Genomic DNA, 25,640 nt, shown 5'->3' with positions numbered 1-25,640 from the left:
TATGCCATCGCACACTTTTGCGCCTTGCTTTACGGCAGGCCGGACCTGTTTCCAAGTAGAGTGAAAAAATTTTCTGCCGCTTGGAAAATCCGCTGCGGCGTTCGGGTCAGGGCTTCGCGTCCCCCTCGGCCACCACCTCGGCGGTGACTTCGCGGGCGGCGGGCTCGTCCTCGGCCTCGCTGCCGGCCTCGATGATGTCGCGGGCTTCCTCTTCGTCCTCGTCCTCGATGGCGGGGGGGTCTTCGCCTGCCAGGAAGTTGCCGAACTTCTCCCATCCGGGGACGTATTCCGCCAAGACGCGCAGCACGACCAGGACCGGCACGGCGATGATCATGCCGATCACCGACCACAGCCAGGCCCACAGCGCCACGGCCAGGAACACCACCACCGTGTTCATCTGCAACCGCCGCGACACGAAATAGGGCGTGATCACCTGCCCTTCCAGCGAGGTCAGCAGCATATAGCTGCCCGCGACCATCAGCGGCCAGAAGATCCCCGGCATCACCACCAGGGCGACCATGCCCGAGGTGGCGACGCCCATGATCGCGCCCAGATAGGGGATGAAGTTCAGGATGAAGGCGCCGATCCCGAACAGCAGCGCGCCGGGCATTCCCCAGGCGAACATCGCCAGCCCGACCGCCAGCCCCAGCCCGGCATTGATGATGGTGATGGCGCCCAGGTAATTGCCCAGCGAATCCTCGATCTGGCGCAGGGCCAGATAGGCGCTGCGCTTTTCCGCCATGGAATCGAAGCTTTGCACGATCTTGAGATACAGCAGATCGCCCGAGGCCAGCATGAAGAACAGCAGGAACAGCGTGAAGACCACCTGGCCCGCGATGGCCGGGGTGAATTTCATCAGGGATGTCAGCGGACTGTCGCCATCCTGTTCGACCGCGATGACGGCGGGCGGGTCTTCGCCGCCTGACTGGACGTTCTCGATCTCCTCGGCGGCCTGCTGAAGTTCCGCGAAGGATTCGCGCAGGTCGCTGAATTTGTCCTCAAGCCGGATCTTGATCGTGGGCAGGTTCTGCGCCGCCTGGTTGATCGGCCCGCTGGCGCCCAACGCGATCAGGGCGATGGCGATCACCAGCCCCAGGCTGACGGCCGTGGCGGTCAGCGCGTCGGGGATGCCCCGGCGGCGGGCAAGACGGCGCAGCGGCGTGAACACGAAGAACAACAGCGCCGCCAGCGTGACCGGCATCAGGAAATCGCGCCCGGCGGCGATGGCGGCAAAGGCCAGAATCAGGAAGATGCCGATGACGGCCCAGTTGGCCGCGCGCCCGCTGGCACCGCTGCTGTCGGGCCGGAAGCGCGGAAAGCTGAATTTCTCGGCCATGATTCCCGCGCCCCCACGCACTTGCCACCGCGCCGAACGCAAGCGGCGGCCCGGTCGTTCCGGGCCGCCGTGGGAAGACCGCGACGCGGGCGGTTCAGATCGGGTGATCGCCCGTCGCGTCGATCACACGCGTCGGCAGGCCCATCCGCCCCAGCAGTTCCAGGAAGGGCCGGGCGGGCAGATCCTCGACATTGGCCATCTTCTTCACGTCCCAGGTGCCGCGCGCGACCAGGATCGCCGCCGCGACCGGGGGCACGCCCGCCGTATAGCTGATGCCCTGCGATCCGACCTCCTCGAAGGCCTGCTTGTGGTCGGCGACGTTGTAGATGAAGACCTCGCCCGGCTTGCCGTCCAGGCTGCCCTTGACCAGATCGCCGATGCAGGTCTTGCCGGTATAGTCCGGCGCAAGGCTGGCCGGATCGGGCAGCACCGCCTTGACGACCTTCAACGGCACGACCTCCAGCCCCTCGGCGGTCCTGACCGGCTGTTCGGACAGCAGGCCCAGCTTCTGCAAGACGGTGAAGACGTTGATATAATGGTCCCCGAAGCCCATCCAGAAGCGCACATCGGCATCGGGATAGCGGGCCGACAGGCTGTGAACCTCGTCATGGCCCGACAGATAGGCCTTCTGCTTGCCGACCACCGGCAGATCCCATTCGCGGCCCACCTCGAACATCCTGTTCTCGCGCCATTCGCCGCCCTGCCAGGAATAGACGGTGCCGGTGAATTCGCGGAAATTGATCTCGGGGTCGAAATTCGTGGCGAACCAGCGGCCATGGGAACCGGCGTTGATGTCCACGATGTCGATGCTGTCGATCTTGTCGAAATATTCATCCTCGGCCAGGCGGGCATAGGCGTTGACCACGCCGGGGTCGAAACCCGCGCCCAGGATCGCGGTGATCCCGGCCTTGGCCACGTCATCGCGCCGCTTCCATTCGTAATTGCCGTACCAGGGCGGCGTTTCGCAGATCCTGGCGGGATCCTCGTGGATGGCCGTGTCGATATAGGCCGCGCCCGCGCGGATGCAGCCTTCCAGCACCGTCATGTTGATAAAGGCCGTCCCGACATTGATGACGATCCCGGCGTCCAGTTGCCGGATCAGCGCCTCGACCGCCGCAGGGTCCATGGCGTCCAGAGCATGGCTGGCGAAGGGCATCCGGTGGCCCTTGTCGCGCAGGGTCTGGATGATCGCATCCGCCTTGGACTGCGTGCGGTTGGCGATGTGCAGGGCGCCGAATTCGGCGGCCGATTGCGCCACCTTATGCGCCACGACTTGCGCGACGCCACCCGCGCCGATGATCAGGACGTTCTTCTTGGCCAATTACGGATCCTTTCCGGGGTTGCAGAGAGGGTGCCTTACGACAGGCTGGACTTGTAGTCTTCATAGGGGAAGCTGCGGACGGTGCGAATGGTGCCGTCGTCTTCCCGGATAGCGATGGCGGGCATGGCGACGCCGTTGAACCAGTTCTTCTTGACCATCGTATAGCCCGCCGCGTCGGCGATGCTGATGCGGTCGCCGACGGCCAGCGGGCGGTCGAACCGGGCCTCGCCGAAGATGTCGCCCGCAAGGCAGGTCTTGCCCGCGATCTGATAGGCATGATCGCCCGATTGCGGCAGCTTGGCGGTCTCGCGGTAGATCAGCAGATCCAGCATATGCGCCTCGATGCTGCTGTCGACGATGGCGACCTGCTTGCCGTTGTCGATGATGTCCAGCACACTGACCTCCAGCGTGGTGGTGCCGGTGATGCTGGCCTCGCCCGGCTCCAGATAGGCCTGGACGCCGAAACGGTCCTGGAAGGATTTCAGCCGGTCGGCAAGGCGGTCGATCGGATAGCCCTCGCCGGTGAAATGGATGCCGCCGCCCAGGGAGACCCAGTCCAGCCGCTTCAGGATGGCGCCGAATTCGGTCTCGATCCGGGTCAACTGCTGGTCGAACAGGTCGAAATCGCGGTTCTCGCAGTTGTAATGGATCATCACGCCGCTGATGCGGTCAAGGGCCGCCTCAAGGCGCGGCAGATCCCATTCGCCCAACCGGCTGAAGGGGCGGGCCGGATCCGCCAGGTCGAAGCCGCTGGTCGAAAAGCGCGGGTTCAGCCGCAGCCCGCGCGTGATCCCCGCCGCCTTGCCGCCGAAACGGTCCAGTTGGCCCAGGCTGTTGAAGATGATCTTGTCGGCATAGGAAATCGCCTCGTCGATCTCGTGATCGGCCCAGGCGACGGAATAGGCGTGCGTTTCCTTGCCGAATTCCTCGTGCCCCAGGCGCAGTTCGAACAGCGACGAGGACGTGGTGCCGTCCATGTAGTCGCGCATCAGGTCGAACACCGACCAGGTGGCGAAGCATTTCAGCGCCAGCAGAGCCTTGGCCCCCGACGCCTCGCGCAGATGCGCGACCTTTTCCATGTTGCGGCGCAACGCGGACTTGTCGATCAGGTAGAAGGGCGTCTGCATCACGGCCATGCGGAACCTTTGGGGTCGAAAGCGAAAGGGCCGATATAGCCACGGCCCCGGCTTTTCGCAAGAAAGCGTGACAGCCGGGTGACAGCCGCTCAGCCGCCCGCGGCCAGCCGCCGGAATTCGCGTTTCAGCAGATCCAGTTCGGCGCGCAGATGCGCGACCTCGGCCAGCAGCTCGTCGCCCGCCACCTGCCCCGACACCAGGGTCAGACGGGCCAGCACCTGCGAGCCGGGCGCGCCCGGCTCGCCCGCCACCAACAGCAGGCCATGCGCGCCTTGGTCGATGACGGTGCCGGGCAGGTCGGCCTCTACCGCCCAGACGCCCGGCCCGGCATCGCGCAGCCGGGCCTGGGCCACGACGGCGCCGCGATGGACCACGCAGGGCGGGTCGGGCTGGCGGTCCGCCCGCAAGGCCCCGGTCCAGCAACCGCCCGCTACGCCGTGATCCTCGAACGTCATCGCGCGACCTTTCAGACCTGCGCCCGCGCACGATGCGACAGCAGCAGGTCGTTGATGCAGACCGCGTTCAGGCGCGGCGCTTCAAGGATCAGATCCAGCCAGGCCCGTTCCACGGGGCGGCTGGCCAGATCGGCATAGGCCAGATCGAATTCCGCGCGGCGGCGCGCGCTTGTCCCCTCGACCGGGGGACCCAACTGGCGCAGCATGGATTCGGTATTCGGACCCTGCACCAGGTTGATGCGGGCATAGACGGTGATCGGCCGTTCGGCATCCAGGACCGCATCCAGTTGCAGGATCCGGTCGGCGCCCAGGGCCGCCAGGGCATCCTGGGGCAGATCCAGGGCCAGGGACAGGAAGCCGCAGGACGTGCCCATCACCTCGATCTGAAGGGCATAGCAGGCGGCCTGGCCCGGACGCGGGCGCGCCGACTGGCGCAGGATCAACGCCCGGTGCGGGCAATCGTGCCACAGCGCCGCGTCATCGCCCAGCGGATGGCCGGTGCCGGGGGACACCGCCGCCTGCGGGCTGATCTGCCCGCACAGCAGGCGCGGCCGCCAGTGCCAGTCGGTGCCGGGGGGCAGGTCGTCATCCGCCAGCCCGGTCTTGCGCAGCATCCAGGGATCCGAGGCGTGCAGAAAGCGCGACAGGCAGCGGTGCAGGGTCCGCGCCTCGTCGCGCAAAGCGGGGTCGACAGGGCGCGGCCTGCGGTCCAGCCGCTCGGCCAGACGCGCCCAGTCGGGGCGGCGCCGGTTCAGGCCGAAGATATCCAGCAGACGCGTGACCATAGGTAACCCCAACCCTGCCCCGCGTCGATAGACTGCGGGCGCGGCGCGGACAAGCCTTACGACAGCAGGGCGTCCAGATGCGCGGCGGCGGCGAAATCGGCATCCGTCAGCCCGCCCGCGTCATGGGTGGTGAAGGACACCTGGCAATAGCCCCAGCCGAAGGCCACATCGGGGTGATGGCCGCGCTTGTTGCCCAGCCAGCCGGCCAGGTTCGCCATCTCGACCGCCTTGGCGAAGCCCTTGAAGTCGAAGCGCCGGGTGATGGCCTTACCGTCCGGCGACAGCGACCAGCCGTCCCGGTCTGCCAGCCGCCGCGCGATGTCGTCGGGTTCCAGGATCACAGCAGCGGCGAGGCCAGAGCCAGCAGGTTGTTGCGCAAGCGGCGCAGGATCGACCAATTGCGCACCTCCTCCAGGGTGATCTCGCGCGACCGCTCGGCATAGCTGTCCTGCCGCGCGTCCAGTTCGCCGACGAATTCGTGGTCGAAGACGGCCATGTTCACCTCATAGTTCAGTTCGAAGCTGCGGCGGTCCAGGTTGGCGCTGCCGACCATGCCCATGCGGCCGTCGACCGTCAGGATCTTGGAATGCAGCAGCCCGTCCTGGAACAGCATGATCCGCGCGCCCGCCGACAGCAGGCCGTAATAGAAGCCCTGGCTGGTCGCGCCGACGACGAGGGAATCGTTGCGGCCGGGCAGGATCATCGTCACCTCGACCCCCCGCCGCGCGGCGGCGCGGATCGCGGCGTCCAGGGCCACGTCGGGCACGTAATAGGGCGTGGTGATCACCACCCGGTCGCGCGCCGCGTGCAGCATCCCCGCCAGGCAGTCGGAAATCGACCCCTGCCGCCGGTCCGGTCCGGTGGGGATGACCTGCGCGACCTCTCCGGGATCGGCGACCGGCGCCACGGGTTGCAGCATGTCGCCCAGATCCTTGCCGGTATAGCTCATCCAGTCGCCCAGGAAGACCGACTGGAACTGCCGCACGACGGGGCCTTCGACCGACATCAGGATATCGACCCAGGGCGCGAAGCGCGGCTTGATGGCAAAGGCCATGTCGGCGCAGTTGCGGCTGCCCGAAAAGGCAACGGCGTTGTCCACGACCAGGATCTTGCGGTGGTTGCGCAGATCCAGCCTGCGGAACAGCACGCTGATGAAGGGCAGCCCCCAGGGAAAGGCGGTCACGCATTCGGCCCCGGCCTCCTGCATTCGGGTCCACAGAGGCGACCGGACCAGCAGGCGCGACCCCAGGGCATCGACGATCACCCGGCATTCGACGCCGCGCTGCGCGGCGCGGGCCACGGCATCGGCGACCTTCTGGCCGGAATGGTCGGGCAGCCAGATGTAGAACAGGATATGGACATGGTCCCTGGCCCGGTCGATGGCGTCGATCAGCCGGTCGATGGCGCCGTCGCTTTCCTCCAGCAGGTGGATGCGGTTGCCCGACAGCGCCGACATGCCGCCCACGGCCGCATTGGCGGCGACCACGGGCTGGGCATAATCGGGCGGCTCGGCGATGACGGCGGGGTTGGGGACGCGCAGGTTGGTCAGCCGGTCGCGCACGTCCGCCATGCGCTGGACCTCGGCCTGGTTCATCCGCACCTCGCCGAACAGGACATAGGCCAGGATGCCGACCAGGGGCACCGCCTCGATCACCATGATCCAGGCCAGCCGCACCGAGGGGTCCAGCCGCGGGCGGATCAGGACGCGCGCGATCAGGGCCAGCGTGACCGTCGTGTGAAGGATGACAAGAAACGAGGCCCACATGCCGCGCATCATTCCCGCCCGCCGCGGCAATTGCAATTCCCCCCGTCGCGGCCTATCTCGGGGGCTTGAAAGCAGCAGGGGCCGCCCGCGAATGAACTGGATCACCAACTATGTCCGTCCGCGCATCAATTCGCTGTTCTCGCGCCGCGAGGTGCCCGAGAACCTGTGGACGAAATGCCCCGAATGCGGGACGATGCTGTTTCACCGCGAATTGTCGGACAACCTGAACGTCTGCACGAATTGCGATCACCACCTGGCGATCAGCCCGCGCGACCGCTTCACGGCGCTGTTCGACGGCGGCGCCTTCCTCGAAGTGAAGGTGCCCGAACCCATCGCCGACCCGCTGGGCTTCCGCGACCAGAAGAAATACCCCGACCGCATGAAGGCCGCGCAGAAGGCCACGGGCGAGAAAGAGGCGATGCTGGTGGCCGAGGGCGAGATCGGCCGCACCCCCATCGTCGCCGCCGCCCAGGATTTCAGCTTCATGGGCGGGTCGATGGGCATGTATGTCGGCAACGCCATCATCGCCGCCGCCGAACGGGCGGTGAAGACCAAGCGGCCCCTGGTGCTGTTCTCCGCCGCAGGCGGCGCGCGGATGCAGGAAGGCATCCTGTCGCTGATGCAGATGCCCCGCACCACCGTCGCGGTCGAAATGCTGAAGGAAGCGGGCCTGCCCTATATCGTCGTGCTGACCCATCCCACGACGGGCGGCGTGACGGCCAGCTATGCCATGCTGGGCGACATCCAGATCGCGGAACCCAACGCCCTGATCTGCTTCGCCGGTCCCCGCGTCATCGAACAGACCATCCGCGAAAAGCTGCCCGAGGGCTTCCAGCGCGCCGAATATCTGCTGGAACACGGGATGCTGGACCGGGTGACGCATCGCAAGCATCTGCGCGACGAGCTGATCTCGATCCTGCGGATGGTGGGCCGGATGCCCGCCCCGACCCGCGCCGACCTGCCCGCGCCCGCCCCGGAACCCGCCCGGCCCGAACCCGCGCAGGCCGGATAGCCTCTTCTTTGTCCAAATACCCCAGGGGGTCCGGGGGCTGGCCCCCGGCTTTCAGCTGCATGAGCCATTCCGACGCCATCCTCGACCGCCTGATGTCGCTGCATCCCAAGGTCATCGACCTGTCGCTGGACCGGATGCACCGGCTGCTGGCGGCGCTCGGCAATCCCGAACGCCGCATCCCGCCGGTGATCCATGTCGCGGGCACCAACGGCAAGGGCAGCACCCAGGCGATGATCCGCGCCGGGCTTCAGGCCGGGGGCGTCCGGGTCCACGCCTATACCTCGCCGCATCTGGCGCGTTTTCACGAACGCATTCGCCTGGCGGGCGATCTGATCACCGAAGCCGCCCTCGCCGCCATTCTGGAAGAATGCGAAACGGCCAACGCAGGCCAGCCGATCACCTTCTTCGAGATCACCACGGCGGCCGCCTTCCTGGCCTTCTCGCGCGTCCCCGCCGACTATACCTTGCTCGAGGTCGGGCTGGGCGGCAGGCTGGACGCCACGAATGTCGTCGACGCCCCGCGCCTGACGGTGATCACCCCCATCAGCATCGACCACACCCAATACCTGGGCGACACCCTGCCGCTGATCGCCGCCGAAAAGGCAGGCATCATCAAGCGCGGCGTGCCGGTGATCGTCGGCCCGCAACAGGACGAGGCATTGCGGGTGATCGAGGCCAGGGCATCCGGCCTGACCGCGCCGGTCTTCGCCCATGGCCAGCACTGGATGGCCGCGCCGGATCGCGACGGCATGATCTATCAGGACGATCATGGCCTGTGGGATCTGCCGCTGCCGAACCTGGTCGGCCCGCACCAGATCCAGAACGCGGGTACGGCCCTTGCCGCGCTGCGTCAGCTGGGCGCGACGGCCGCCCAGGCCCGCGCGGCGGTGACGCAGGCCGAATGGCCCGCCCGGATGCAGCGGTTGCGCCACGGCCCGCTGGTCGATCTGGCCGGTCCCCAAGCGGAACTGTGGCTGGACGGCGGCCACAACCCTGCGGGGGGCGAGGCCCTGGCCGCGACCCTGGCCGCCATGCCGCCGCGCCCCACGCATCTGGTCTGCGGGATGCTCAACACCAAGGACATCGCGGGCTACCTCCGCCCGCTGGCCGCCCATGCCTGTTCCCTCACCGCCATCGATATTCCGGGCGAACCGAACACCCTGCCGGCCGAGACAACGGCGGGGGTGGCAGCCAGCGTAGGCATGATCTCGGGGGTGGCGGCGGATGCGGGGGCGGCGATCGCGGCGATCGCGGGCCGCGACCCCAAGGCGCGGATCCTGATCTGCGGATCGCTGTATCTGGCGGGCCGGGTGCTGCGCGAGAACGGCTGATCAGGGGAAAGGCGGTCAGTCCGCCTGCTGCCCCCAATCCGCGTCCTGCATTTCCCGCAAGCGGCTGGCGGTGCGTTCGAATTCGAAGCTGCCTTCGCCTTCGTTATAAAGCTGTTCCGGCTCGTCCGCGCCACTGGCGATCAGGCGCACCTTGGCCTCGTACAGCGCGTCGATCAGGGTCACGAAACGCTTGGCCTCGTTGTAATTCGACGCCGACAGGCGGGGGATGGCGTCGATCATCAGCACCTGAACCGCGCGCGACAGCGCCAGGTAATCCGCCGGTCCCAGCGGCTTGCCGCACAGATCCCAGAAACCGGCGCGCCCGACGCCCTCCGCGAACAGCGGCAGGTCGAAGCCGCGCCCGCCGACCTCGATCCGGCGCGGCGCGCCCTCGCCGCCGGTCAATTCGTCCCAGATCCCGTCCATCGCCGCCTTGGCGGCGGCATCGGCGGGACAGAACCACACCTGCCCGCCCGCCGTCCTGCCCTGCCGGTGATCGACCTGGCTGTCCAGGCACACGACCTCCAGCCGCTGGCGGATCAGGTCGATGAAGGGCAGGAACAGCTGCCGGTTCAGCCCGTGCTTGTACAGATCCTCGGGCACCCGGTTCGAGGTGGTGACGATCACCACCCCCTGTTCCAGCAGCACCTGGAACAGCCGCCCGACGATCATCGCATCGGCGATGTCGGTGATCTGCATCTCGTCGAAGCACAGCAGCCGGACCTTGGCCGCGACCTCCATGGCGACGGGGCGCACGGTGTCCCGGTCGCCCCGCAACCGGGCGCGGTTCAGCCCGGCCTGGATTTCCTGCATGAATTCGTGGAAATGCACGCGCCGCACGGGAACGGTCGCCGCCTCGGCCATCAGGTCCATCAGCATCGACTTGCCGCGCCCCACCCCGCCCCACAGATACAGCCCACGGGCGGCGGGCGCGGGCGGCGGGCTGCCGACGCCCAGGAAGGCCCGCCAGGCCGACCGCTTTTCCGGCGCGGGCGCGGCGGCGATATCGTCCAGCACGCGGTCCAGGTGCGGCAGGACCGATTGCTGCGCGGCGTCGGGGCGGATCCGGCCCTCTGCCACGCGCTGCCGATAAAGATCGCTGACCTTGCCCATGGCGCGCCCTTGCCACGGTTGCCCGCCGCCCCGCAAGACCCAATGCTTGACCGCGCGCCGCCGCCTGTGCCACCCCTGCCCGGCCAGCGCCAGAGGTTCCATGACCATGACCCCCACCCTGATCGCCGACATTCCCGTCCTGTTCGTGATGGCGGCCAAGGCAGAATACGGCCCGGCCCTGCGCGCCCGGATCGACCCGCTGATCACCGGCATCGGCCCGGTCGAGGGCGCGGTGCAACTGACCGCAGCCCTGGCGGCGATGCCCGCCCTGCCCCGGCTGATCGTGTCGCTGGGATCGGCGGGGTCGGCGCGGCTGGAACAGGCCGAGGTCTATCAGGCCACCGCAGTCGCCTATCGCGACATGGACGCCTCGGCCCTGGGATTCGAAAAGGGGCGCACGCCGTTCCTGGACCTGCCGGTCCGCGTCGAATTGCCCCACCGCGTCGACGGGATCGCCACGGCCACCCTGTCCACCGGCGCCAATATCGTCAGCGGCACCGCCTATGATTCCGTGGCCGAGGACATGGTGGACATGGAAACCTTCGCCCATCTGCGCGCGGCCCAGCATTTCGGGGTTCCGCTGATCGGATTGCGCGGCATTTCAGACGGCGCGGCGGATTTGCAGCACCTGTCGGACTGGACCCAATACCTGCATGTCATCGACGAAAAGCTGGCCCTGGCGGTGGACGGGATCGCCGACCAGCTTGCGGACGGACGGCTGATGCCGGGCGCCCCGCGCTTGTCCTGACCGCCGCCAGCCCCTAAACGCATGGGGGGCGCAGCTACCGGACAAGGCAGACATGGCACGCGGCACGACGATCATCTCCGACCGGCCCTCCAGCAGGCGCGTGGGCGCCCTGGGTGCGCTGTGGCCGTTCCTGCGGCCTTATCGCGTGCAGGTGGTGCTGGCGCTGTTCGCGCTGGCCGCGACCTCGGCGATCAGCCTGGTCCTGCCCCTGGCCGTGCGCCGGGTGGTGGACAATTTCGACGACGGCGCCGGGCTGCTGGACGAATATTTCGGCGCCGCGCTGATCATCGTGGCGCTGCTGGCCTTGGGCACGGCGGCGCGGTACTATTTCGTCACCCGGCTGGGCGAGCGGGTCGTGGCCGATATCCGCAAGGCGGTCTTCGCCCGCGTCATCACCCTGTCCCCCGCCTTTTTCGAACGCGTGATGACCGGAGAGATCCTGTCGCGCATCACCACCGACACCACGCTGATCCAGTCGGTGATCGGATCGTCGCTGTCCATCGCGCTGCGCAACATGATCATCCTGGCGGGCGGCATGGCGATGCTGGCCTTCACGTCGCTGAAGCTGATGGGGCTGGTCCTGCTGATCATCCCGGTGATCCTGGTGCCGATCATCGTGCTGGGCCGCCGGTTGCGCGGGCTGTCGCGCAAGGCCCAGGACTGGATCGCCGCGTCGTCCGGGGCCGCGTCCGAGACGCTGCTGGCCGCGCAGACGGTGCAGGCCTATACGCATGAAGGCCGCAGCATCGCGCGCTTCGACGACGTGACCGAACGGTCCTTCGACGTGGCGCTGACGCGGATCCGCACGCGGGCGCTGATGACGGCCATCGTGATCTTCCTGATCTTCGCGGGGGTGATCGGCGTGCTGTGGGTCGGCGCGCGCGACGTGCAGGCCGGGGCGATGACCGCCGGGCAGCTGGTGCAGTTCGTGATCTATGCGATCCTGGTTGCCGGATCGACCGGCGCCCTGTCCGAGATCTGGGGCGAGTTGCAGCGCGCGGCGGGCGCCACCGAACGCTTGGGCGAACTGCTGGCGGCCGAGGACGCGTTGACCGATCCCCCGCGCCCTGTTCCCCTGCCCCGCCCGGTGCGCGGCCGGATCACCCTGGAAGAGGTCGGCTTCCACTATCCCACCCGGCCCGATGTCTCGGCCTTGGAGGGGGTCAGCCTGTCGATCCAGCCCGGCGAGACGGTGGCCCTGGTCGGCCCGTCGGGCGCAGGCAAGACGACGGTCATTCAGCTAATCCAACGGTTCTGGGATCCGCAGTCGGGCCGCGTCACCCTGGACGGCATCGACCTGCGCGACATGGCGCGGGCGGATTTCCGGCAGGCCATCGCCCTGGTTCCACAGGATCCGGTGATCTTCGCGACGACCGCCCTGGAAAACATCCGCTTGGGTCGCCCCGACGCCTCGCCCGCCGAAGTCCAGGCGGCGGCGCGCGCCGCCCATGCCCATGACTTCATCAGCACCCTGCCCCAGGGATACGACACGCCGCTGGGTGAACGCGGCGTCATGCTGTCGGGCGGGCAGCGCCAGCGCATCGCCATCGCCCGCGCCATCCTGCGCGACGCCCCGGTCCTGTTGCTGGACGAGGCGACAAGCGCCCTGGACGCGGAATCCGAATCGCTGGTCCAGGCAGCCGTCAACCGTCTGTCGGAAGGCCGCACCACGGTCGTCGTGGCGCACAGGCTGGCCACGGTGAAGAAGGCCGACCGCATCGTGGTCTTCGACGGCGGCCGGATCGTGGCCCAGGGTACCCACGACGCCCTGGTGGCCGAGGGCGGGCTTTACGCCCGGCTGGCGCGGATGCAGTTCATGGACATGCCCACCCTGCCGGACCCTGCCTGACCGGCGAACCGCTTACCGGGGCGCGGCATAGACCGCCGCCCAGAACCGCGTCTTGCCGTCCGGCCCGATGGCCTGGCCGATCCCGTAATCGCGGACCTGCGGGATCAGGATATTGGCCCGGTGCCCGGAGGATCCGTTCCATTCCGCAAGCACGCGGCCTTGCGAGAACGGCCCGGCGGCGATGTTTTCCGCCGTGACCGAAGGGGCATAGCCCGCCGCCTTCACGCGCGGTCCGGGCCCGGTCGTCTTGCTGCCCAGATGGGTCATGCGGCCGCGCTGCGCCATGTCGCAGGCGTGCCGGGCCGCGACCTGCGCCAGGACCGGGCTGGGCCGCACGGGGGGCAGGCCCGCGCTGCGGCGCAGGGCATTGGTGGCCGCCGCGCCCTGTTCGTTCTGGCCGGGCGTGGTGGCCAGGCAGGTCGCCTGGCCCGCCGACATCAGTTGCATGGCATGGGGATCGCCGCTGCGGGCATCGGGGGCGGTTTGCGCGCAGCCGGACAGGATGGCACCGCACAGGGCGGCAGCGGACAGCAAGGGAAATCGTGTCATCGGGGTTCCACCTTTCGAAGCGATGTGCATCCTACGGGTGAAATTATGAATGGATTAACAATGCACGATTGTCATATGGGTCTGGGATTGCGGAATGACCAGATGGAACGCTTGCATAAAGCCCGCGTTTTTATTCAAATCGTTCCGTAACATGCTTGAAAGGACGCAGCATGGCCATCTGGGATTTCGTCAAGGACGCCGGGAAATCGGTCTTCGGCAAGGCCGAAGCCGCCGAAGCAAAGCCTGCCTCGCAACCCGCCGCCGCAGCCGGCAAGCCTGCCCAGGATCCCGACACGGCCCGCAAGGTCGCGGCGCTCAAGGCGGAACTGCGCGCGCTGAACCTGGACAAGGACGACGTGCACCTGACCCTGCGCGGCGATACCGTCAGGATCGACAGCAAAGGCGCCGACCGCGAGACCTTGGAAAAGCTGGTGCTGGCCGTCGGCAATATCGAGGGCATCGCCAAGGTCGAGGCCGACCTGCCGGAGACAGGCGCCGGGGCCGAGGCCGGGCAGGCGCCGGTCTTCCACACCGTCAAGAAGGGCGAGACGCTGTCGGCCATCGCCAAGGCCTATCTGGGCAATGCCAGCAAATACAACGCCATCTTCGAGGCGAACCGGCCCATGCTGACCGATCCCGACAAGATCTATCCCGGCCAGACCCTGCGCATCCCGCAAGGCTGAGAACCCTGACGCGGCGTCGGCCATGTCCTGACGCCGCGTCCTGACGCAGCGGGGCGCCAAGCCTCTTGCCGCCTTTCCCGCCCATGGCCCATGGTATGCAAAAGCGGGATCAGGAGGGTGGTCCCAGGACTGGGGGAGGATGGATGACCCGTTTCATCAGCTATGACGACCGCAACGCCTTGGAAGCCGAGATGCCGTATCAGGCGCGGGATCTTCCGGTCACGATCTACGGCTTTCTGGCCCGCACGGCCGAACGTTTTCCCGACCGGCCCGCGATCAGCTTCCAGCTTCTGTCCGGTCCGGGCGACCACGCCACCACCCTGACCTGGCGCGAATTGCTGGAACGCGTCACGGAAACCGCCAACCTGCTGCGCAAGCTGGGCGTCGGCCCCACCGACACGGTGGCCTATCTGCTGCCCAACAGCATCGAAACCCCGGTGGTTCTTCTGGCGGGCGCGACGGCGGGGATCGTCAACCCGATCAATCCCCTGCTGGACGCCCAGCAGATCGCGGGCATCCTGCGCGAAACCCGCGCCAAGGTGCTGGTCACGCTGCGCGCCTTCCCGAAAACCGATGTCGCCCAGAAGGCCGCCGAGGCCGTGGCCAATGCCCCCGGCGTCACCCATGTGATCGAGATCGACCTGAACCGTCACCTGCGCGGGCTCAAGCGGTTCATCGTGCCGCTGATCCGCCCGCGCGTGAAGCCCCGCCACAAGGCCAAGGTGCTGAACTTCGAGGCCGCGACCAGTGCCGAGAAGCACACCCGCCTGGATTTCGAGGATGTGCAGCAGGACCGCGTGGCGGCCTTCTTCCACACCGGCGGCACCACCGGCACGCCCAAGGTCGCGCAGCACAAGTATTCCGGCATGATCTATAACGGCTGGCTGGGGGGAACGCTGCTCTTCGACGAAACCGACGTGCTGATGTGCCCCCTGCCGATGTTCCATGTCTTCGCGGCCTATCCGGTGCTGATGTCCTGCATCGCGTCCGGCGCGCATGTGGTGATGCCGACCCCGGCCGGATACCGGGGCGAGGGCGTCTTCGACAATTTCTGGAAACTGATCGAACGCTGGCAGGCGACCTTCCTGATCACCGTGCCGACCGCCATTTCCGCGCTGATGCAGCGGCCGGTCAATGCCGACGTGTCCTCGCTGAAAACCGCCATCTCGGGTTCCGCCCCCCTGCCGATCGAGCTTTACAACCGCTTCAAATCCGCCACCGGGGTCGAGATCGCCGAAGGCTATGGCCTGACCGAGGCGACCTGCCTGGTCAGCTGCAACCCCGTGGACGGCATCAAGAAGGTCGGATCCGTCGGCATCCCCCTGCCCTACAGCCATGTCCGCATCCTGAACCATGACGACAGCGGCCGCGTCCACGAATGCCCGACCGATGTGGTGGGCGAAATCTGCGTCGCCAATCCCGGCGTGTTCCCCGGATCGACCTATACCGAGGCCGACAAGAACCACCACCTGTTCGCCGAGGACATCTATCTGCGCACCGGCGACCTGGGTCGGCTGGACGCGGACGGCTATCTGTGGATCACGGGCCGCGCCAAGGATCTGATCATCCGCGGCGGCCACAACATCGACCCCGCCGAGATCGAGGAGGCGATGCTGTCCCATCCCGCCGTGGCCTTCGCGGGCGCCATCGGCCAGCCCGACAGCTTCGCGGGCGAACTGCCCTGCGTCTATGTGGAACTGGTGGCGGGCGCCTCGGTGACGGAATCCGACCTTCTGGAACACGCCAAGGCCCATATCCACGAACGCGCCGCGATTCCCAAGCATATCGAGATCCTGCCCGAACTGCCCAAGACCGCCGTGGGCAAGATCTTCAAGCCCGACCTGCGCCGCCTGGCCATCAAGCGCGTCTATGACGCCGCCCTGTCCGGCACCGGCGCCCATGTCGCCGAGGTGGTCGAGGACAAGAAGCGCGGCCTGGTGGCGCGGCTTGCCCGCGAGGGCAGCGTGGACGAAAACGCCGTCAGGGCGAAGCTGGGCGAATTCACCCGGCCCTGGGACTGGGCATGACGGCCCCCGCAAGGATCCCGCTTCAATCGCCACGCCCAAGCGGCTAACACAGCCGCAAGGCAGAGGGCGGCCCGTGCCCTTGCAGGCAAGGACATGCGATGAGCGAACCGCTTCCCGGCTGCGGCTGGTCCCGAGAGATCGTCACCGTGGCGAACGCCTGGATCTTTCCTCCGACGGAACTTGTCGGCCGCCCTTTCTGCGGGGTTACGACCGGGGACGGGCAGGACGTGCTTCACGCCTCGACCTGGCGGGACGGCGTGCGCATGACACGAGCCGTCGAAAGCGCGGAAAGGCCGTCCGCTGTTCTGCCGGGGCGGCATCTGTGGGGCGGGCTCTATTACGGCCATTTCGGCCATTTCATGACCGAGACCATGTCCCGCTGCTGGGGCTTCGACCAGCCCGGCATCGACAGCGTGCTGTTCGTCCCGAAGCACGACAAGCTGGTGAAATTCCAGTCCTACCAGACGGATTTCTGGTCGCTTCTGGGCGTCCGGGCCCCGGAAGGCATTGCCCAGACGCCGATCCGGGTCGAGGAGCTGGTGATCCCCGGCCAGGGCTTCGGCCTGGGACGAATCGCCCAGGGAACCCCGGAATTCCGGGCCACCATGGCGCGGATGGCTCAGGCCCTGCCCCAGGATACGCCGCGCCGGATCTATGTCTCGCGCACCCGCTTCAACGGGCGCGGCGGCGTGCTGTGCGAAAAGGTGCTGGAACGCAACATGGCCGCGCGGGGCTATACGATCATGCACCCGGAGCGGATGGCCTTGGCGGATCAGTTGCGCTTCTACAAATCCGCCACCCATATCGTGGGCGTCGACAGCTCGGCTTTCCATATCGCGGGCATGGTCGCCGATCCGTCCAAGCGGATCGCCTTCATCCTGCGCCGCGACAACAACGCCCATCGCTCCATCGCGGCCCAGATCAACGGCATGACCGGACGCGATCCGGTCATCATCGACGCGCTTGCGGCGAACTGGATCGAGGATGGCGCCGCCGCCTCGAACCACCTGAGCTGGGGAGAGCTTGACCACGACACCCTGGCGCAGGGCTTGCAGGATCACGGTTTCATCGACGACAAAAGGGGCTGGCAGGGTCCGACCGAGGCCGAGATGGCCGACAGCCTGGCCTTCAGCCGGTCGAAACACGAGGTCGATCTGGTCCGCAAACCGCTGCGCTGACGGGCAGGCCAAGGGGGCATGGAATGAACGACCGCGATGTCAGGATCCTGGGGGTCTGCCGGTTTTCCATGCTGGGCCGGGGGGACTGGAAGGCCTATCGCAACCAGCCCGACGAGGCCCTGGAGGCGATCTATCTGGACCAGTCCCGCGATCTGTTCGCATCCCGGCGGCTGGAATCGCGGCTGGCGACCTTCGAACATCTGACGCTGCGGTCGCTGGCCAACCAGAGCGACGCGGATTTCCGGTTCCTGGTGGTGTCCTCGGACCGGATGCCGGACCCGTATCGTGCCCGGCTCGAGGATATCTGCCGCGGCGTGGACCAGGCGATCCTGCGGTTTTTGCCGCCCACCCATATCTCGGATGCGATCCAAGAGGTGTCCGCGGATCTGGGGATGGATCTGGCCGATACGGTGCAATTCCGGCTGGACGACGACGATTGCGTCTCGCGCGACTATATCCGCCGCCTGCGCCGCCACGCCGCCAGCCTGTGGCGCAACGCCCATTTCGCGGTCAGCTTTCCGTCGATCTTCTATTGCGTCACGGACGGCCCCACCGAGGGGGTCTATAACTGGTTCAGCCCGTTCTTCAGCGCGGGCGCCGCGATCCGCCATTCGTCGCGCACGGTCTTCGACTATGGCCATTACGCCATCCCGACCCGGCTGGTGGCCGTGACCGACCCGCATTTCCCCAACATCGTCACCCATCGCGGCGACAACGACACACCCCGCCACGCGCCCGAGATCCTGCGCAAGCGCGGCATGTCCAAGGCCAGCCGGTCCGATGTGGCACGCGCCGTCGACCGGCATTTCGATTACCTGTCCGATGCCGGGATGGCGCTATGCAGTTTCGACCGGATCCTGGCCCAGGGCTGAGCACCGTGGCGGACGACCCGATCTGCCCGCTATGCCTGCGCCCGATCCCGCCCGGCGTCCCGCAAAGCCGCCACCACCTGATCCCGAAGCTGCGCGGCGGCAAGGGCGGCGAAACGGTGCTGCTGCACCACGTCTGCCACAAGACCATCCACAAGACCCTGACCGAGACGGAACTGGCCCGCACCTACTCCACGACCGAGGCCCTGCGCGCCCATCCCGAGCTGCGGCGGTTCTTCGACTGGGTGGGCAGGCGCCCGCCGGGCTGGACGGGCAAGGTCCGGTAACGCGGCTGTGTGTTTGCGGTTCAACCGATTCGGGTCAGGCTTGGCTGTCCCCACAGGAAAGGACTGCGCATGAAAAGACTTGCCCTGACCACCCTGACCGCCTGCCTGCTGGCAGGCCCGGTGCTTGCCGCCCCCGGCGCGGTCGTCGCGCCGGACACCACGGCCACCGGCCCGGTGGTGCTGGCCAACTGCCCCGGCAAGCCGCCGGTGAATGCTTGACGGATGCGCAACGCCGGAAGGCGTTGCGCATGTATATGCTGCTGCCTTAATAATGACTGCCACGCATGTTAGTCTTTGCAGAAGAAGACCGCCGAGAGCGTGACCTAGCGTCCACGTGCAGCTGCAATGATCCCTTCCGCAATATAGGCCTTGGGATACAATCCCGCGACTTCCTGGATCAGTCCCAGTTCAGCCATGCGGGACAGCAGTTTGCGCGCGCCCATGTCGCTGATGGACAACCGTTCCGCTACTCGGCCCGGTGTGATTGCAGGTGATTCGAACAGCATGGAAACAATCGTTGCTGCATTCCCGCTTTTGATGGCCGTAATCCTGTTTCGATAATCCTGCTCAAGATCGATCAGCCGGTCGATCGTCTCGATCGTTTGATGACAGGATCGGCAGACTGCCTGACAGAAGAAGTCGATCCATGCAGTCCATTCGCTGCGGGCCGACACGGCATACATCGCATCGATATAGGCATCTTTCTCCTGCTCGATAGCCGGGCTAAGATATAGCGCGGGCGAGTCCAGCAGACCGGTACTGACAGCCATCAGCGAAATCAGCATCCGCCCAACCCGTCCATTTCCATCGGCGAAAGGATGAATGGTTTCGAACTGATAATGGACCAAAGCAAGGTCCAGCAGGGCTTCGCCGGCGTGAGGTTTCGGTTCGCGATTAATATAGCGTTCCAGATCTGTCATGCAGTCCAACGCATCTCGGGGCGGCGGCGGAATGAAGCGGGCGGTGCGAAGATCGGCACCCCAGATCATGTTCTGATCGCGCTTGAATTCACCCGGATGACGATGCGCCCCGCGATAGCGGCTAAGCCGTGTCATCAGGACTCGATGGGCATCCCGGATCAGCCGGTTGGTGATGGGTTCATCGCCGATCCGAAACAGCGCCCCCGACAAGGCGCGCACGAAGTTTGCGACCTCTTGGGTATCGTCGCTTGGCGCGGGCGCCAGGCCAGCCTCGGCAAGGACCAGTTCATCGTCAGTGGAATAGGTTCCCTCCATAGCTGACGATGTCAGCGCCTCCCGTCGCTGCAAGGGCCGGATCAAGATCATGGGGTTTTGCAGACGACGGCAGGCGCCCCGCAACTCTCCTAAAGCAGCCCGCGCATCCCCAAGGGAATCGGCGATTGCCGCCATGTCCAAGTTCGGAGGCAAGGGATTGGGAACGAAGGCCCTGATGCCGTCAAGGGTCGGAACGAAGCGCCCGGCGGGATTGGTGAACGTATCGTAACGCATGAGGCAACCAAAGTTTAGGGTTCAGATGCAACTTTCAACTTTAGAACCGAAAAGTTGAAAGCTACACAAGACCTGAAACTTTGGTTGGTTCGACCTCACCGCGTAAACTTCTTATACTTCACCCGCTTCGGCTCGATGCTGTCCGGCCCCAGCCGCCGCACCTTGTCCTTCTCGTAATCCTCGAAGTTGCCCTCGAAGAACTCGACATGGGCATCGCCTTCAAACGCCAGGATATGCGTGCAAAGCCGGTCCAGGAAGAAGCGGTCGTGCGAGATGATGATTGCGCAGCCTGCGAAGTTCTCGATGGCGGCTTCCAGGGCTTGCAGGGTTTCCACATCCAGGTCGTTGGTCGGTTCGTCCAGCAGCAGCAGGTTGCCGCCGGATTTCAGCAGCTTGGCCATGTGGACGCGGTTGCGTTCGCCGCCCGACAGAAGGCCCACCTTTTTCTGCTGGTCGCCGCCCTTGAAGTTGAACGATCCCACATAGTTGCGGCTGTTGACCTGCGCGTCGCCCAGTTCGATCACCTCGGCACCGCCCGAGATCTCCTCCCACACGGTCTTTTCCGGGTCCAGGCTGTCGCGCGACTGGTCGACATAGGACATCTTCACCGTCTCGCCGATGGTGATGGTGCCTTCGTCGGGGGCCTCTTGCCCGGTGATCATCTTGAACAGGGTCGACTTGCCCGCGCCGTTCGGGCCGATCACGCCGATGATGCCGCCGGGCGGCAGGCTGAAGGACAGATCCTCGATCAGCAGCTTGTCGCCCATGTGCTTCTTCAGGCCCTCGACCTCCAGCACCTTGCCGCCCAGGCGGGGGCCGTGCGGGATGACGATCTGCGCCTTGCCGACCAGTTCCTTGACCGATTCGTCGGCCATCTTGTTATAGGCCGAGATCCGGGCCTTGGATTTCGCCTGGCGCGCCTTGGCGCCCGCGCGGATCCATTCCAGTTCCTTTTCCATGGCCTTCTGCTTGGCCTTGTCCTCGCGCGCTTCCTGGGCCACGCGCTTGGCCTTGGCTTCCAGCCAGCTGGAATAGTTCCCCTCGTGCGGGATGCCCCGGCCGCGCTCCAGTTCCAGGATCCAGCTGGTGATGTCGTCCAGGAAATAGCGGTCGTGGGTCACGGTCAGGATCGTGCCCTTGTATTCGATCAGGTGCTTTTGCAGCCAGGCGATGGTTTCGGCGTCCAAGTGGTTGGTCGGCTCGTCCAGCAGCAGCATGTCGGGCGCTTCCAGCAGCAGCTTGCACAGGGCCACGCGGCGGCGTTCGCCCCCCGACAGGGTTTCCACGTCGGCGTCGTCGGGCGGGCAGCGCAGGGCCTCCATCGCGATGTCGACCTGGTTGTCCAGATCCCACAGGTTCTCGGCGTCGATCTCGTCCTGCAACCGCGCCATCTCCTCGGCCGTCTCGTCCGAGTAGTTCATCGCCAGTTCGTTATAGCGGTCCAGCTTGGCCTGCTTGGCCTTGACGCCTTCCATGACGTTGCCGCGCACGTTCAGTTGCGGGTCCAGCCAGGGTTCCTGCGACAGATAGCCGACGCGCGCGCCCTTGGCGGCCCAGGCCTCGCCCTGGAAATCCTTGTCGATCCCCGCCATCACCTTGAGCAGCGTCGATTTCCCGGCGCCGTTCACGCCGACGACACCGATCTTGACGCCCGGAAGGAAGTTGAGATGGATGTTCTCGAACACCTTCTTGCCGCCGGGATAGGTCTTGGACACGCCGTCCATGTGGTAGACGAACTGATAGGACGCCATCGGAATCTCCTGCAAACTTTGGTGCTATGTAGGTTATTTGAACAAAGAGTGAAAGAAGCGGAAGACCCGCCACAGGATCGTCACCACGCCGAGAAGGGCTAGAAGGGTGGAAAGGAACGGCAGCAAAAAGTACTGGAGGCGATCGAGATTGAACGGCAGCCCCGTCCCGAACAGGGCGATCAGCCACAGATTGTACCAAAACCCCCGTATGGTCCCCAGCCAGGCGTCCGGCCCGCATTCCACGAAAACGAACATGGCGTCTGTCCAGTAGCAGCCGATACGGGAACTATTGAACGACCCGAGAGTCCGCGCAGCCAAGCCGCCTGAAATCACGGCCAGTGCATAGGCGACGCTGACAATCTGCATCACAAACCAGAGCCGCTTCATCGCGTCTGGGCCGTGAAATCGGTGCCCAGATGGCTGTTCAGAAAGTCGATCTGCGGGCATAAGCGTTCGGTCAGCGCCGTGATCGCCTCGAGCGGCGGCTGGACCGGATTGGGGTTGGCAAAGACCTTTTCGGCCATATTGGCATAGGCCCAGGGACCGATGCCCAGATGGGCTTCGACCATATCCATCACACCCTGCGGATCGCGGGCGATGCGCCCAAAAGGCAGCACCAGCATGTCGGGAAAACGCGCCTGCCAGCGGGGCAGATAGCGGGCGTAATCGCCCCGCTCGTGCAGCACGGGGTTGTCGATCTCGGCCAGCCAGTCGGCCAGCGTCTGGGGATTGCGCCCCTCGCGGCGCAGGTTCATGCGCAGTTGCGACACCGCGCGGTCCACCGGGTGGCGGACCAGATAGATCACCCGCGCCCTGGGCAGGACGTTTGCCACGAAATCGACGCCATCGTCCGGCAGGGACGCATATTCGGGGGTAAAGTCCATCGGCATGGCTTGGGCGGGCGCCGGGGCGAAGACGCGCTTGTACCAATGGTTGTGAAACATCTGTCCGCGCGTCAGCCCGTCCAGATACGCGTCCAGTTCCGGCGGCATCGGCAACCCGCGCGCCTTGTGCCGGGCGCGGATCTCGTCGGGCTTGTTGCGGTAATGCCAGCCGATCCACTGGCGATGGCCGGGAATGAAGCGGTGGTTGAAGAACTGGACCTCCTTGAACGGAGGGATCCAGACCTGCGGGTGCTGGCCCAGCATCTGCGCCAGCCAGCTTGTTCCCGCCTTCTGGGCGCCGATGCACAGCGCGCCGGGCTTGCGGGGCCGGCCGTTGGGGTCGAAGGCCGGGCTGACGGTGATCAGCGACAGGATGCGCCCGGCCGCCGGCTCAGTCGCCCCGCAGCTTGACGACATTGCTTTGGGAATGGTTGGAATAGGTCGGCCAGTCGGGTTCGTATTCCTCGGCCTGGTTGCCCCAGACGGTCCAGCCCTGGCGCGGGCCGCGGGCGAACATCTCCAGCCGCGGCCCCCAGGAACAGGACTCGATCAGGCCGTATTGCTCGTCCGGCTTGCGCGAATGCTCGCGCTTCTGCGTGGCGATGATGTTTTCCTGGGTCCGGCCCGGATCCAGCGTGCGCACATCCTTGCCGCGCACACCGAACAGCAGAATCTCGGTCACGTTGCGGAAATAAAAGCCGACGCCGCGCCGGTCGGGGCCGCCGTCCTTGCGGACCTTGTACCAGATCAGGTTGGATTTGTACTTGAAGCCCCAATGCTCCATCACCTTCAGCCCTTCGGGCAGAAGGGCGTTGGGCACCCACAGGTAAAGATGGGACCGGGCATCCGCGATGGCCTCGACCGGCAGGTCGCAGATCTCGTCCAGGCCCATGGTCGGATAGCGCGACAAGCGCTTGTGTTCGGGGGCCATCTTGCCGGTGCGGTTCTGGAACTGCCAGGGCGGATCGGCCAGGATGGTGCCGAACTTGACCGCGCCCGCGGTGGCCAGAAGATCGTCAGACGCGCTGCTCAACGGGGCCTCCGGTGTCCAGGTAAAGGGCTTTGGTGATCCCGAACACCAATAGCGGACAGCCCGCCCCGCCGCCACCTTCAATTCGCGGCAGCAGCTTCGACATATGCGTGGTGGATTCGCCATAGGACGAACCGCGCCCAAGCTGGCGGAAGATCTGCTGCAATTCGTCGGCGCGGGTGACGATCACGCCCACGGACAGCGCGCGCAGGTCGAACAGCAGGCGGAAATTGTTGAGATCCCGGTCGTAGAAGGGATCCTTGTTGTTCCACTCGATCTCCAGCCCGATGCCGTTCTTGAAGCAGTCGACCTTGTGGGTGGGGCTTTCCTTCAGCGCGTCATCGACCACGATGCCGGTGCGGAACTGCCGTTCGCGCCAGCCGCGCCTGTCCAGGAATCCGTCGATGAAGGCCGAGACGCGCGACTTGTTGCCGCCCGCCACCTCGATCCATTCGCGCCGCAGGCGGAAGGCGGTCAGCACGTCGATGATGTCGCGCCATTCGTCGGGAAAGTCATGGGCCAGGATGGCGCTGGCATGGCGCCATTCGTGAACTTCGTAATGATCGGCGATGAAGGCGGGCAGCCGGTTGCGCAGCGTCACAAACGGCCCCAAAGGTCGTATTCGCCCGCCTCGTCCACGGTCACGGTCACGATGTCGCCGGGGGTCAGGCCCTCGAAGCCCTCGTCGATGAACAGGTTGCCGTCGATCTCGGGCGCGTCGGCCTTGGTGCGGCAGGTGGCGCCCTGGTCGTCCACGCTGTCCACGATCACCTCAAGGCGCCGGCCCACCTTGGCTTGCAGCTTGGCTTCGCTGATCGCCTGGGCCTTTTCCATGAAGCGGTCGAAGCGGTCCTGCTTCACGTCGTCCGGCACATGGTCGGGCAGGTCGTTGGCCCGTGCGCCCTTGACGTTCTCGTACTGGAACGCGCCGACGCGATCCAGTTGCGCCTCGTCCAGCCAGTCCAGAAGGGTCTGGAATTCGGCCTCGGTCTCGCCGGGATAGCCCACGATGAAGGTGGACCGCAGGGTGATGTCGGGGCAGACGGCGCGCCAGGCGGCGATCTCGTCCAGGGTGCGGGCGGCGGCGGCGGGGCGGGCCATGCGGCGCAGCGTATCGGGATGGGCGTGCTGGAAGGGGATGTCCAGATAGGGCAGCACCAACCCCTCGGCCATCAGCGGGATCAGGTCGCGGACATGCGGATAAGGATACACGTAATGCAGCCGCACCCAGGCCCCAAGCCCGCCCAGATCGCGGGCCAGATCGGTGATATGCGCGCGGTGGCCGCGTTCGGTTTCATGGCGGCGGTCCAGCCCATAGGCCGAGGTGTCCTGCGAAATGACCAGCAGTTCGCGCACCCCCGCCTGCACCAGCTTTTCAGCCTCGCGCATCACGGCATGGGCGGGGCGGCTGACCAGTTTCCCGCGCATGTCGGGGATGATGCAGAACCTGCACTTGTGATTGCAGCCTTCCGAAATCTTCAGATAGCTGTAGTGGCGCGGCGTCAGGCTGACGCCCGATGCGGGCAGCAGGTCGATGAAGGGATCGGGCTGGGGCGGCACGGCGGCATGGACGGCGTCCAGCACGGCTTCGTATTGATGCGGGCCGGTGACGGCCAGAACCTTGGGATGGGCGCCGGTGATGTATTCGGGTTCCGCGCCCAGGCAGCCGGTGACCAGAACCTTGCCGTTCTCGCGCAGCGCCTCGCCGATGGCGTCCAGCGATTCGGCCTTGGCGCTGTCCAGGAAGCCGCAGGTGTTCACGATCACCGCGTCCGCGCCCTTGTAGTCGGGGCTGATCGCATAGCCCTCGGCCCGCAGGCGGGTCAGGATGCGTTCGCTGTCCACAAGCGCCTTGGGACAGCCCAGGCTGACCATGCCGATGGTCGGCTGGCCATCGCGCCGCTCCTCGGGGATGCGGGCGCGGGCCAGGTCGGGGCGCAGATCGGGCGGGTTCATGTGCATCCGCCGCAAATAGGCGATTCGCAGCCGCCGGAAAAGAGCAGAGACGCCCCGCCCCTGACAATCGCGCGAGCGGGCCTGCGCGGGGGTTTTCAAAATCCCT

Annotated in this window: 26 protein-coding genes; 10 read left to right on the top strand and 16 right to left on the bottom strand. The window is 66.3% G+C overall.

Annotated elements, in window-relative coordinates; all coding sequences use genetic code 11:
• Nucleotides 1-106 precede the first annotated feature (106 nt).
• The 7 genes from PARHAE_RS08505 to cls all read right to left on the bottom strand — a co-directional run bounded on the left by PARHAE_RS08505 (nucleotide 107) and on the right by cls (nucleotide 6,807).
• The gene (locus PARHAE_RS08505; RefSeq protein WP_126154178.1) at nucleotides 107-1,336 is read right to left on the bottom strand and encodes an AI-2E family transporter; all 1,230 of its coding nucleotides are present in this window, start codon (nucleotides 1,334-1,336) and stop codon (nucleotides 107-109) included.
• 94 nt (nucleotides 1,337-1,430) lie between these two features.
• Nucleotides 1,431-2,657, bottom strand: a complete 1,227-nt coding sequence (locus tag PARHAE_RS08500) for a saccharopine dehydrogenase family protein (RefSeq protein WP_126154177.1) — start codon at nucleotides 2,655-2,657, stop codon at nucleotides 1,431-1,433.
• Nucleotides 2,658-2,692: 35 nt separating this feature from the next.
• Nucleotides 2,693-3,793, bottom strand: a complete 1,101-nt coding sequence (gene nspC, locus PARHAE_RS08495) for a carboxynorspermidine decarboxylase (RefSeq protein WP_126154176.1) — start codon at nucleotides 3,791-3,793, stop codon at nucleotides 2,693-2,695.
• 89 nt (nucleotides 3,794-3,882) lie between these two features.
• On the bottom strand, nucleotides 3,883-4,248 hold the full coding sequence (locus PARHAE_RS08490) for a hypothetical protein (protein WP_126154175.1): 366 nt from the start codon (nucleotides 4,246-4,248) through the stop codon (nucleotides 3,883-3,885).
• An 11-nt stretch (nucleotides 4,249-4,259) separates the two neighbouring features.
• Nucleotides 4,260-5,033: a DUF6478 family protein gene (locus PARHAE_RS08485; RefSeq protein ID WP_126154174.1), complete on the bottom strand. Its 774-nt coding sequence runs from the start codon at nucleotides 5,031-5,033 to the stop codon at nucleotides 4,260-4,262.
• A gap of 56 nt (nucleotides 5,034-5,089) precedes the next feature.
• Entirely contained in the window at nucleotides 5,090-5,374 is a 285-nt protein-coding gene (locus tag PARHAE_RS08480) for a 4a-hydroxytetrahydrobiopterin dehydratase (protein ID WP_164555188.1), read from the bottom strand.
• The gene (cls, locus tag PARHAE_RS08475; protein ID WP_241232730.1) at nucleotides 5,371-6,807 is read right to left on the bottom strand and encodes a cardiolipin synthase; all 1,437 of its coding nucleotides are present in this window, start codon (nucleotides 6,805-6,807) and stop codon (nucleotides 5,371-5,373) included. Before cls ends, PARHAE_RS08480 begins: the two co-directional genes overlap by 4 nt.
• A gap of 82 nt (nucleotides 6,808-6,889) precedes the next feature.
• On the opposite strand from cls, the gene accD reads away from it, so the two are divergent.
• Both accD and PARHAE_RS08465 read left to right on the top strand, forming a co-directional pair.
• The gene (accD, locus tag PARHAE_RS08470) at nucleotides 6,890-7,810 is read left to right on the top strand and encodes an acetyl-CoA carboxylase, carboxyltransferase subunit beta (RefSeq protein ID WP_126154171.1); all 921 of its coding nucleotides are present in this window, start codon (nucleotides 6,890-6,892) and stop codon (nucleotides 7,808-7,810) included.
• A 59-nt stretch (nucleotides 7,811-7,869) separates the two neighbouring features.
• Nucleotides 7,870-9,141 (top strand): bifunctional folylpolyglutamate synthase/dihydrofolate synthase, encoded by a 1,272-nt coding sequence (locus PARHAE_RS08465; protein ID WP_126154170.1) that lies wholly within the window; start codon nucleotides 7,870-7,872, stop codon nucleotides 9,139-9,141.
• A 15-nt stretch (nucleotides 9,142-9,156) separates the two neighbouring features.
• Here PARHAE_RS08465 and zapE read toward each other — a convergent pair whose 3' ends face one another.
• Nucleotides 9,157-10,254 carry a cell division protein ZapE gene (gene zapE, locus PARHAE_RS08460; RefSeq protein WP_126154219.1) on the bottom strand — a complete coding sequence of 366 codons (1,098 nt, stop codon included), beginning with the start codon at nucleotides 10,252-10,254 and terminating at the stop codon, nucleotides 9,157-9,159.
• 106 nt (nucleotides 10,255-10,360) lie between these two features.
• Between zapE and PARHAE_RS08455 the strand changes: the two genes are divergently transcribed.
• Complete coding sequence (locus PARHAE_RS08455; RefSeq protein ID WP_241232729.1) at nucleotides 10,361-11,002, top strand: 5'-methylthioadenosine/S-adenosylhomocysteine nucleosidase; 642 nt, start codon at nucleotides 10,361-10,363, stop codon at nucleotides 11,000-11,002.
• 52 nt (nucleotides 11,003-11,054) lie between these two features.
• A complete protein-coding gene (locus tag PARHAE_RS08450; protein WP_126154168.1) occupies nucleotides 11,055-12,851 on the top strand; it encodes an ABC transporter transmembrane domain-containing protein in 1,797 nt (598 codons plus the stop codon).
• A 12-nt stretch (nucleotides 12,852-12,863) separates the two neighbouring features.
• On the opposite strand, the gene PARHAE_RS08445 is transcribed toward PARHAE_RS08450, so the two are convergent.
• Nucleotides 12,864-13,400 carry a CAP domain-containing protein gene (locus tag PARHAE_RS08445; RefSeq protein WP_241232728.1) on the bottom strand — a complete coding sequence of 179 codons (537 nt, stop codon included), beginning with the start codon at nucleotides 13,398-13,400 and terminating at the stop codon, nucleotides 12,864-12,866.
• A 170-nt stretch (nucleotides 13,401-13,570) separates the two neighbouring features.
• Between PARHAE_RS08445 and lysM the strand changes: the two genes are divergently transcribed.
• The 6 genes from lysM to PARHAE_RS21035 all read left to right on the top strand — a co-directional run bounded on the left by lysM (nucleotide 13,571) and on the right by PARHAE_RS21035 (nucleotide 18,663).
• The gene (gene lysM, locus PARHAE_RS08440) at nucleotides 13,571-14,083 is read left to right on the top strand and encodes a peptidoglycan-binding protein LysM (RefSeq protein WP_126154167.1); all 513 of its coding nucleotides are present in this window, start codon (nucleotides 13,571-13,573) and stop codon (nucleotides 14,081-14,083) included.
• A 143-nt stretch (nucleotides 14,084-14,226) separates the two neighbouring features.
• On the top strand, nucleotides 14,227-16,110 hold the full coding sequence (locus PARHAE_RS08435; protein ID WP_126154166.1) for an acyl-CoA synthetase: 1,884 nt from the start codon (nucleotides 14,227-14,229) through the stop codon (nucleotides 16,108-16,110).
• A gap of 98 nt (nucleotides 16,111-16,208) precedes the next feature.
• A complete protein-coding gene (locus PARHAE_RS08430; RefSeq protein ID WP_126154165.1) occupies nucleotides 16,209-17,288 on the top strand; it encodes a glycosyltransferase family 61 protein in 1,080 nt (359 codons plus the stop codon).
• Between the two features lie 23 nt (nucleotides 17,289-17,311).
• On the top strand, nucleotides 17,312-18,160 hold the full coding sequence (locus PARHAE_RS08425; protein WP_126154164.1) for a glycosyltransferase: 849 nt from the start codon (nucleotides 17,312-17,314) through the stop codon (nucleotides 18,158-18,160).
• 5 nt (nucleotides 18,161-18,165) lie between these two features.
• Nucleotides 18,166-18,444: an HNH endonuclease family protein gene (locus PARHAE_RS08420; RefSeq protein WP_420899394.1), complete on the top strand. Its 279-nt coding sequence runs from the start codon at nucleotides 18,166-18,168 to the stop codon at nucleotides 18,442-18,444.
• Between the two features lie 69 nt (nucleotides 18,445-18,513).
• Complete coding sequence (locus PARHAE_RS21035) at nucleotides 18,514-18,663, top strand: hypothetical protein (protein ID WP_164555187.1); 150 nt, start codon at nucleotides 18,514-18,516, stop codon at nucleotides 18,661-18,663.
• 104 nt (nucleotides 18,664-18,767) lie between these two features.
• Here the strand turns inward: PARHAE_RS21035 and PARHAE_RS08415 are convergent, their stop codons facing one another.
• The 7 genes from PARHAE_RS08415 to rimO form a co-directional block, all read right to left on the bottom strand.
• Nucleotides 18,768-19,913 carry a Fic family protein gene (locus PARHAE_RS08415; RefSeq protein ID WP_126154162.1) on the bottom strand — a complete coding sequence of 382 codons (1,146 nt, stop codon included), beginning with the start codon at nucleotides 19,911-19,913 and terminating at the stop codon, nucleotides 18,768-18,770.
• A 95-nt stretch (nucleotides 19,914-20,008) separates the two neighbouring features.
• A complete protein-coding gene (gene ettA / locus PARHAE_RS08410) occupies nucleotides 20,009-21,664 on the bottom strand; it encodes an energy-dependent translational throttle protein EttA (protein ID WP_126154161.1) in 1,656 nt (551 codons plus the stop codon).
• 33 nt (nucleotides 21,665-21,697) lie between these two features.
• Nucleotides 21,698-22,030, bottom strand: coding sequence for a hypothetical protein (locus PARHAE_RS08405; protein ID WP_206436898.1), 333 nt, complete (start codon nucleotides 22,028-22,030; stop codon nucleotides 21,698-21,700).
• Between the two features lie 17 nt (nucleotides 22,031-22,047).
• Nucleotides 22,048-22,965 carry a sulfotransferase family protein gene (locus tag PARHAE_RS08400; protein WP_126154159.1) on the bottom strand — a complete coding sequence of 306 codons (918 nt, stop codon included), beginning with the start codon at nucleotides 22,963-22,965 and terminating at the stop codon, nucleotides 22,048-22,050.
• Nucleotides 22,940-23,581, bottom strand: a complete 642-nt coding sequence (locus PARHAE_RS08395) for an MT-A70 family methyltransferase (RefSeq protein WP_206436902.1) — start codon at nucleotides 23,579-23,581, stop codon at nucleotides 22,940-22,942. The genes PARHAE_RS08400 and PARHAE_RS08395 overlap by 26 nt, the downstream gene beginning before the upstream one ends.
• The gene (locus PARHAE_RS08390; RefSeq protein WP_126154157.1) at nucleotides 23,565-24,179 is read right to left on the bottom strand and encodes a BglII/BstYI family type II restriction endonuclease; all 615 of its coding nucleotides are present in this window, start codon (nucleotides 24,177-24,179) and stop codon (nucleotides 23,565-23,567) included. The genes PARHAE_RS08395 and PARHAE_RS08390 overlap by 17 nt, the downstream gene beginning before the upstream one ends.
• Nucleotides 24,176-25,540 carry a 30S ribosomal protein S12 methylthiotransferase RimO gene (gene rimO, locus PARHAE_RS08385; RefSeq protein WP_164555186.1) on the bottom strand — a complete coding sequence of 455 codons (1,365 nt, stop codon included), beginning with the start codon at nucleotides 25,538-25,540 and terminating at the stop codon, nucleotides 24,176-24,178. Before rimO ends, PARHAE_RS08390 begins: the two co-directional genes overlap by 4 nt.
• Between the last annotated feature and the right edge of the window lie 100 nt (nucleotides 25,541-25,640).

The sequence above is a fragment of the Paracoccus haematequi genome (assembly GCF_900631945.1).
In the GTDB taxonomy this organism is placed as follows: Bacteria; Pseudomonadota; Alphaproteobacteria; order Rhodobacterales; family Rhodobacteraceae; genus Paracoccus; species Paracoccus haematequi_A.
Note: the sequence above shows the minus strand (reverse complement) of the source record. Positions and strands in the feature narration are given on the sequence as shown.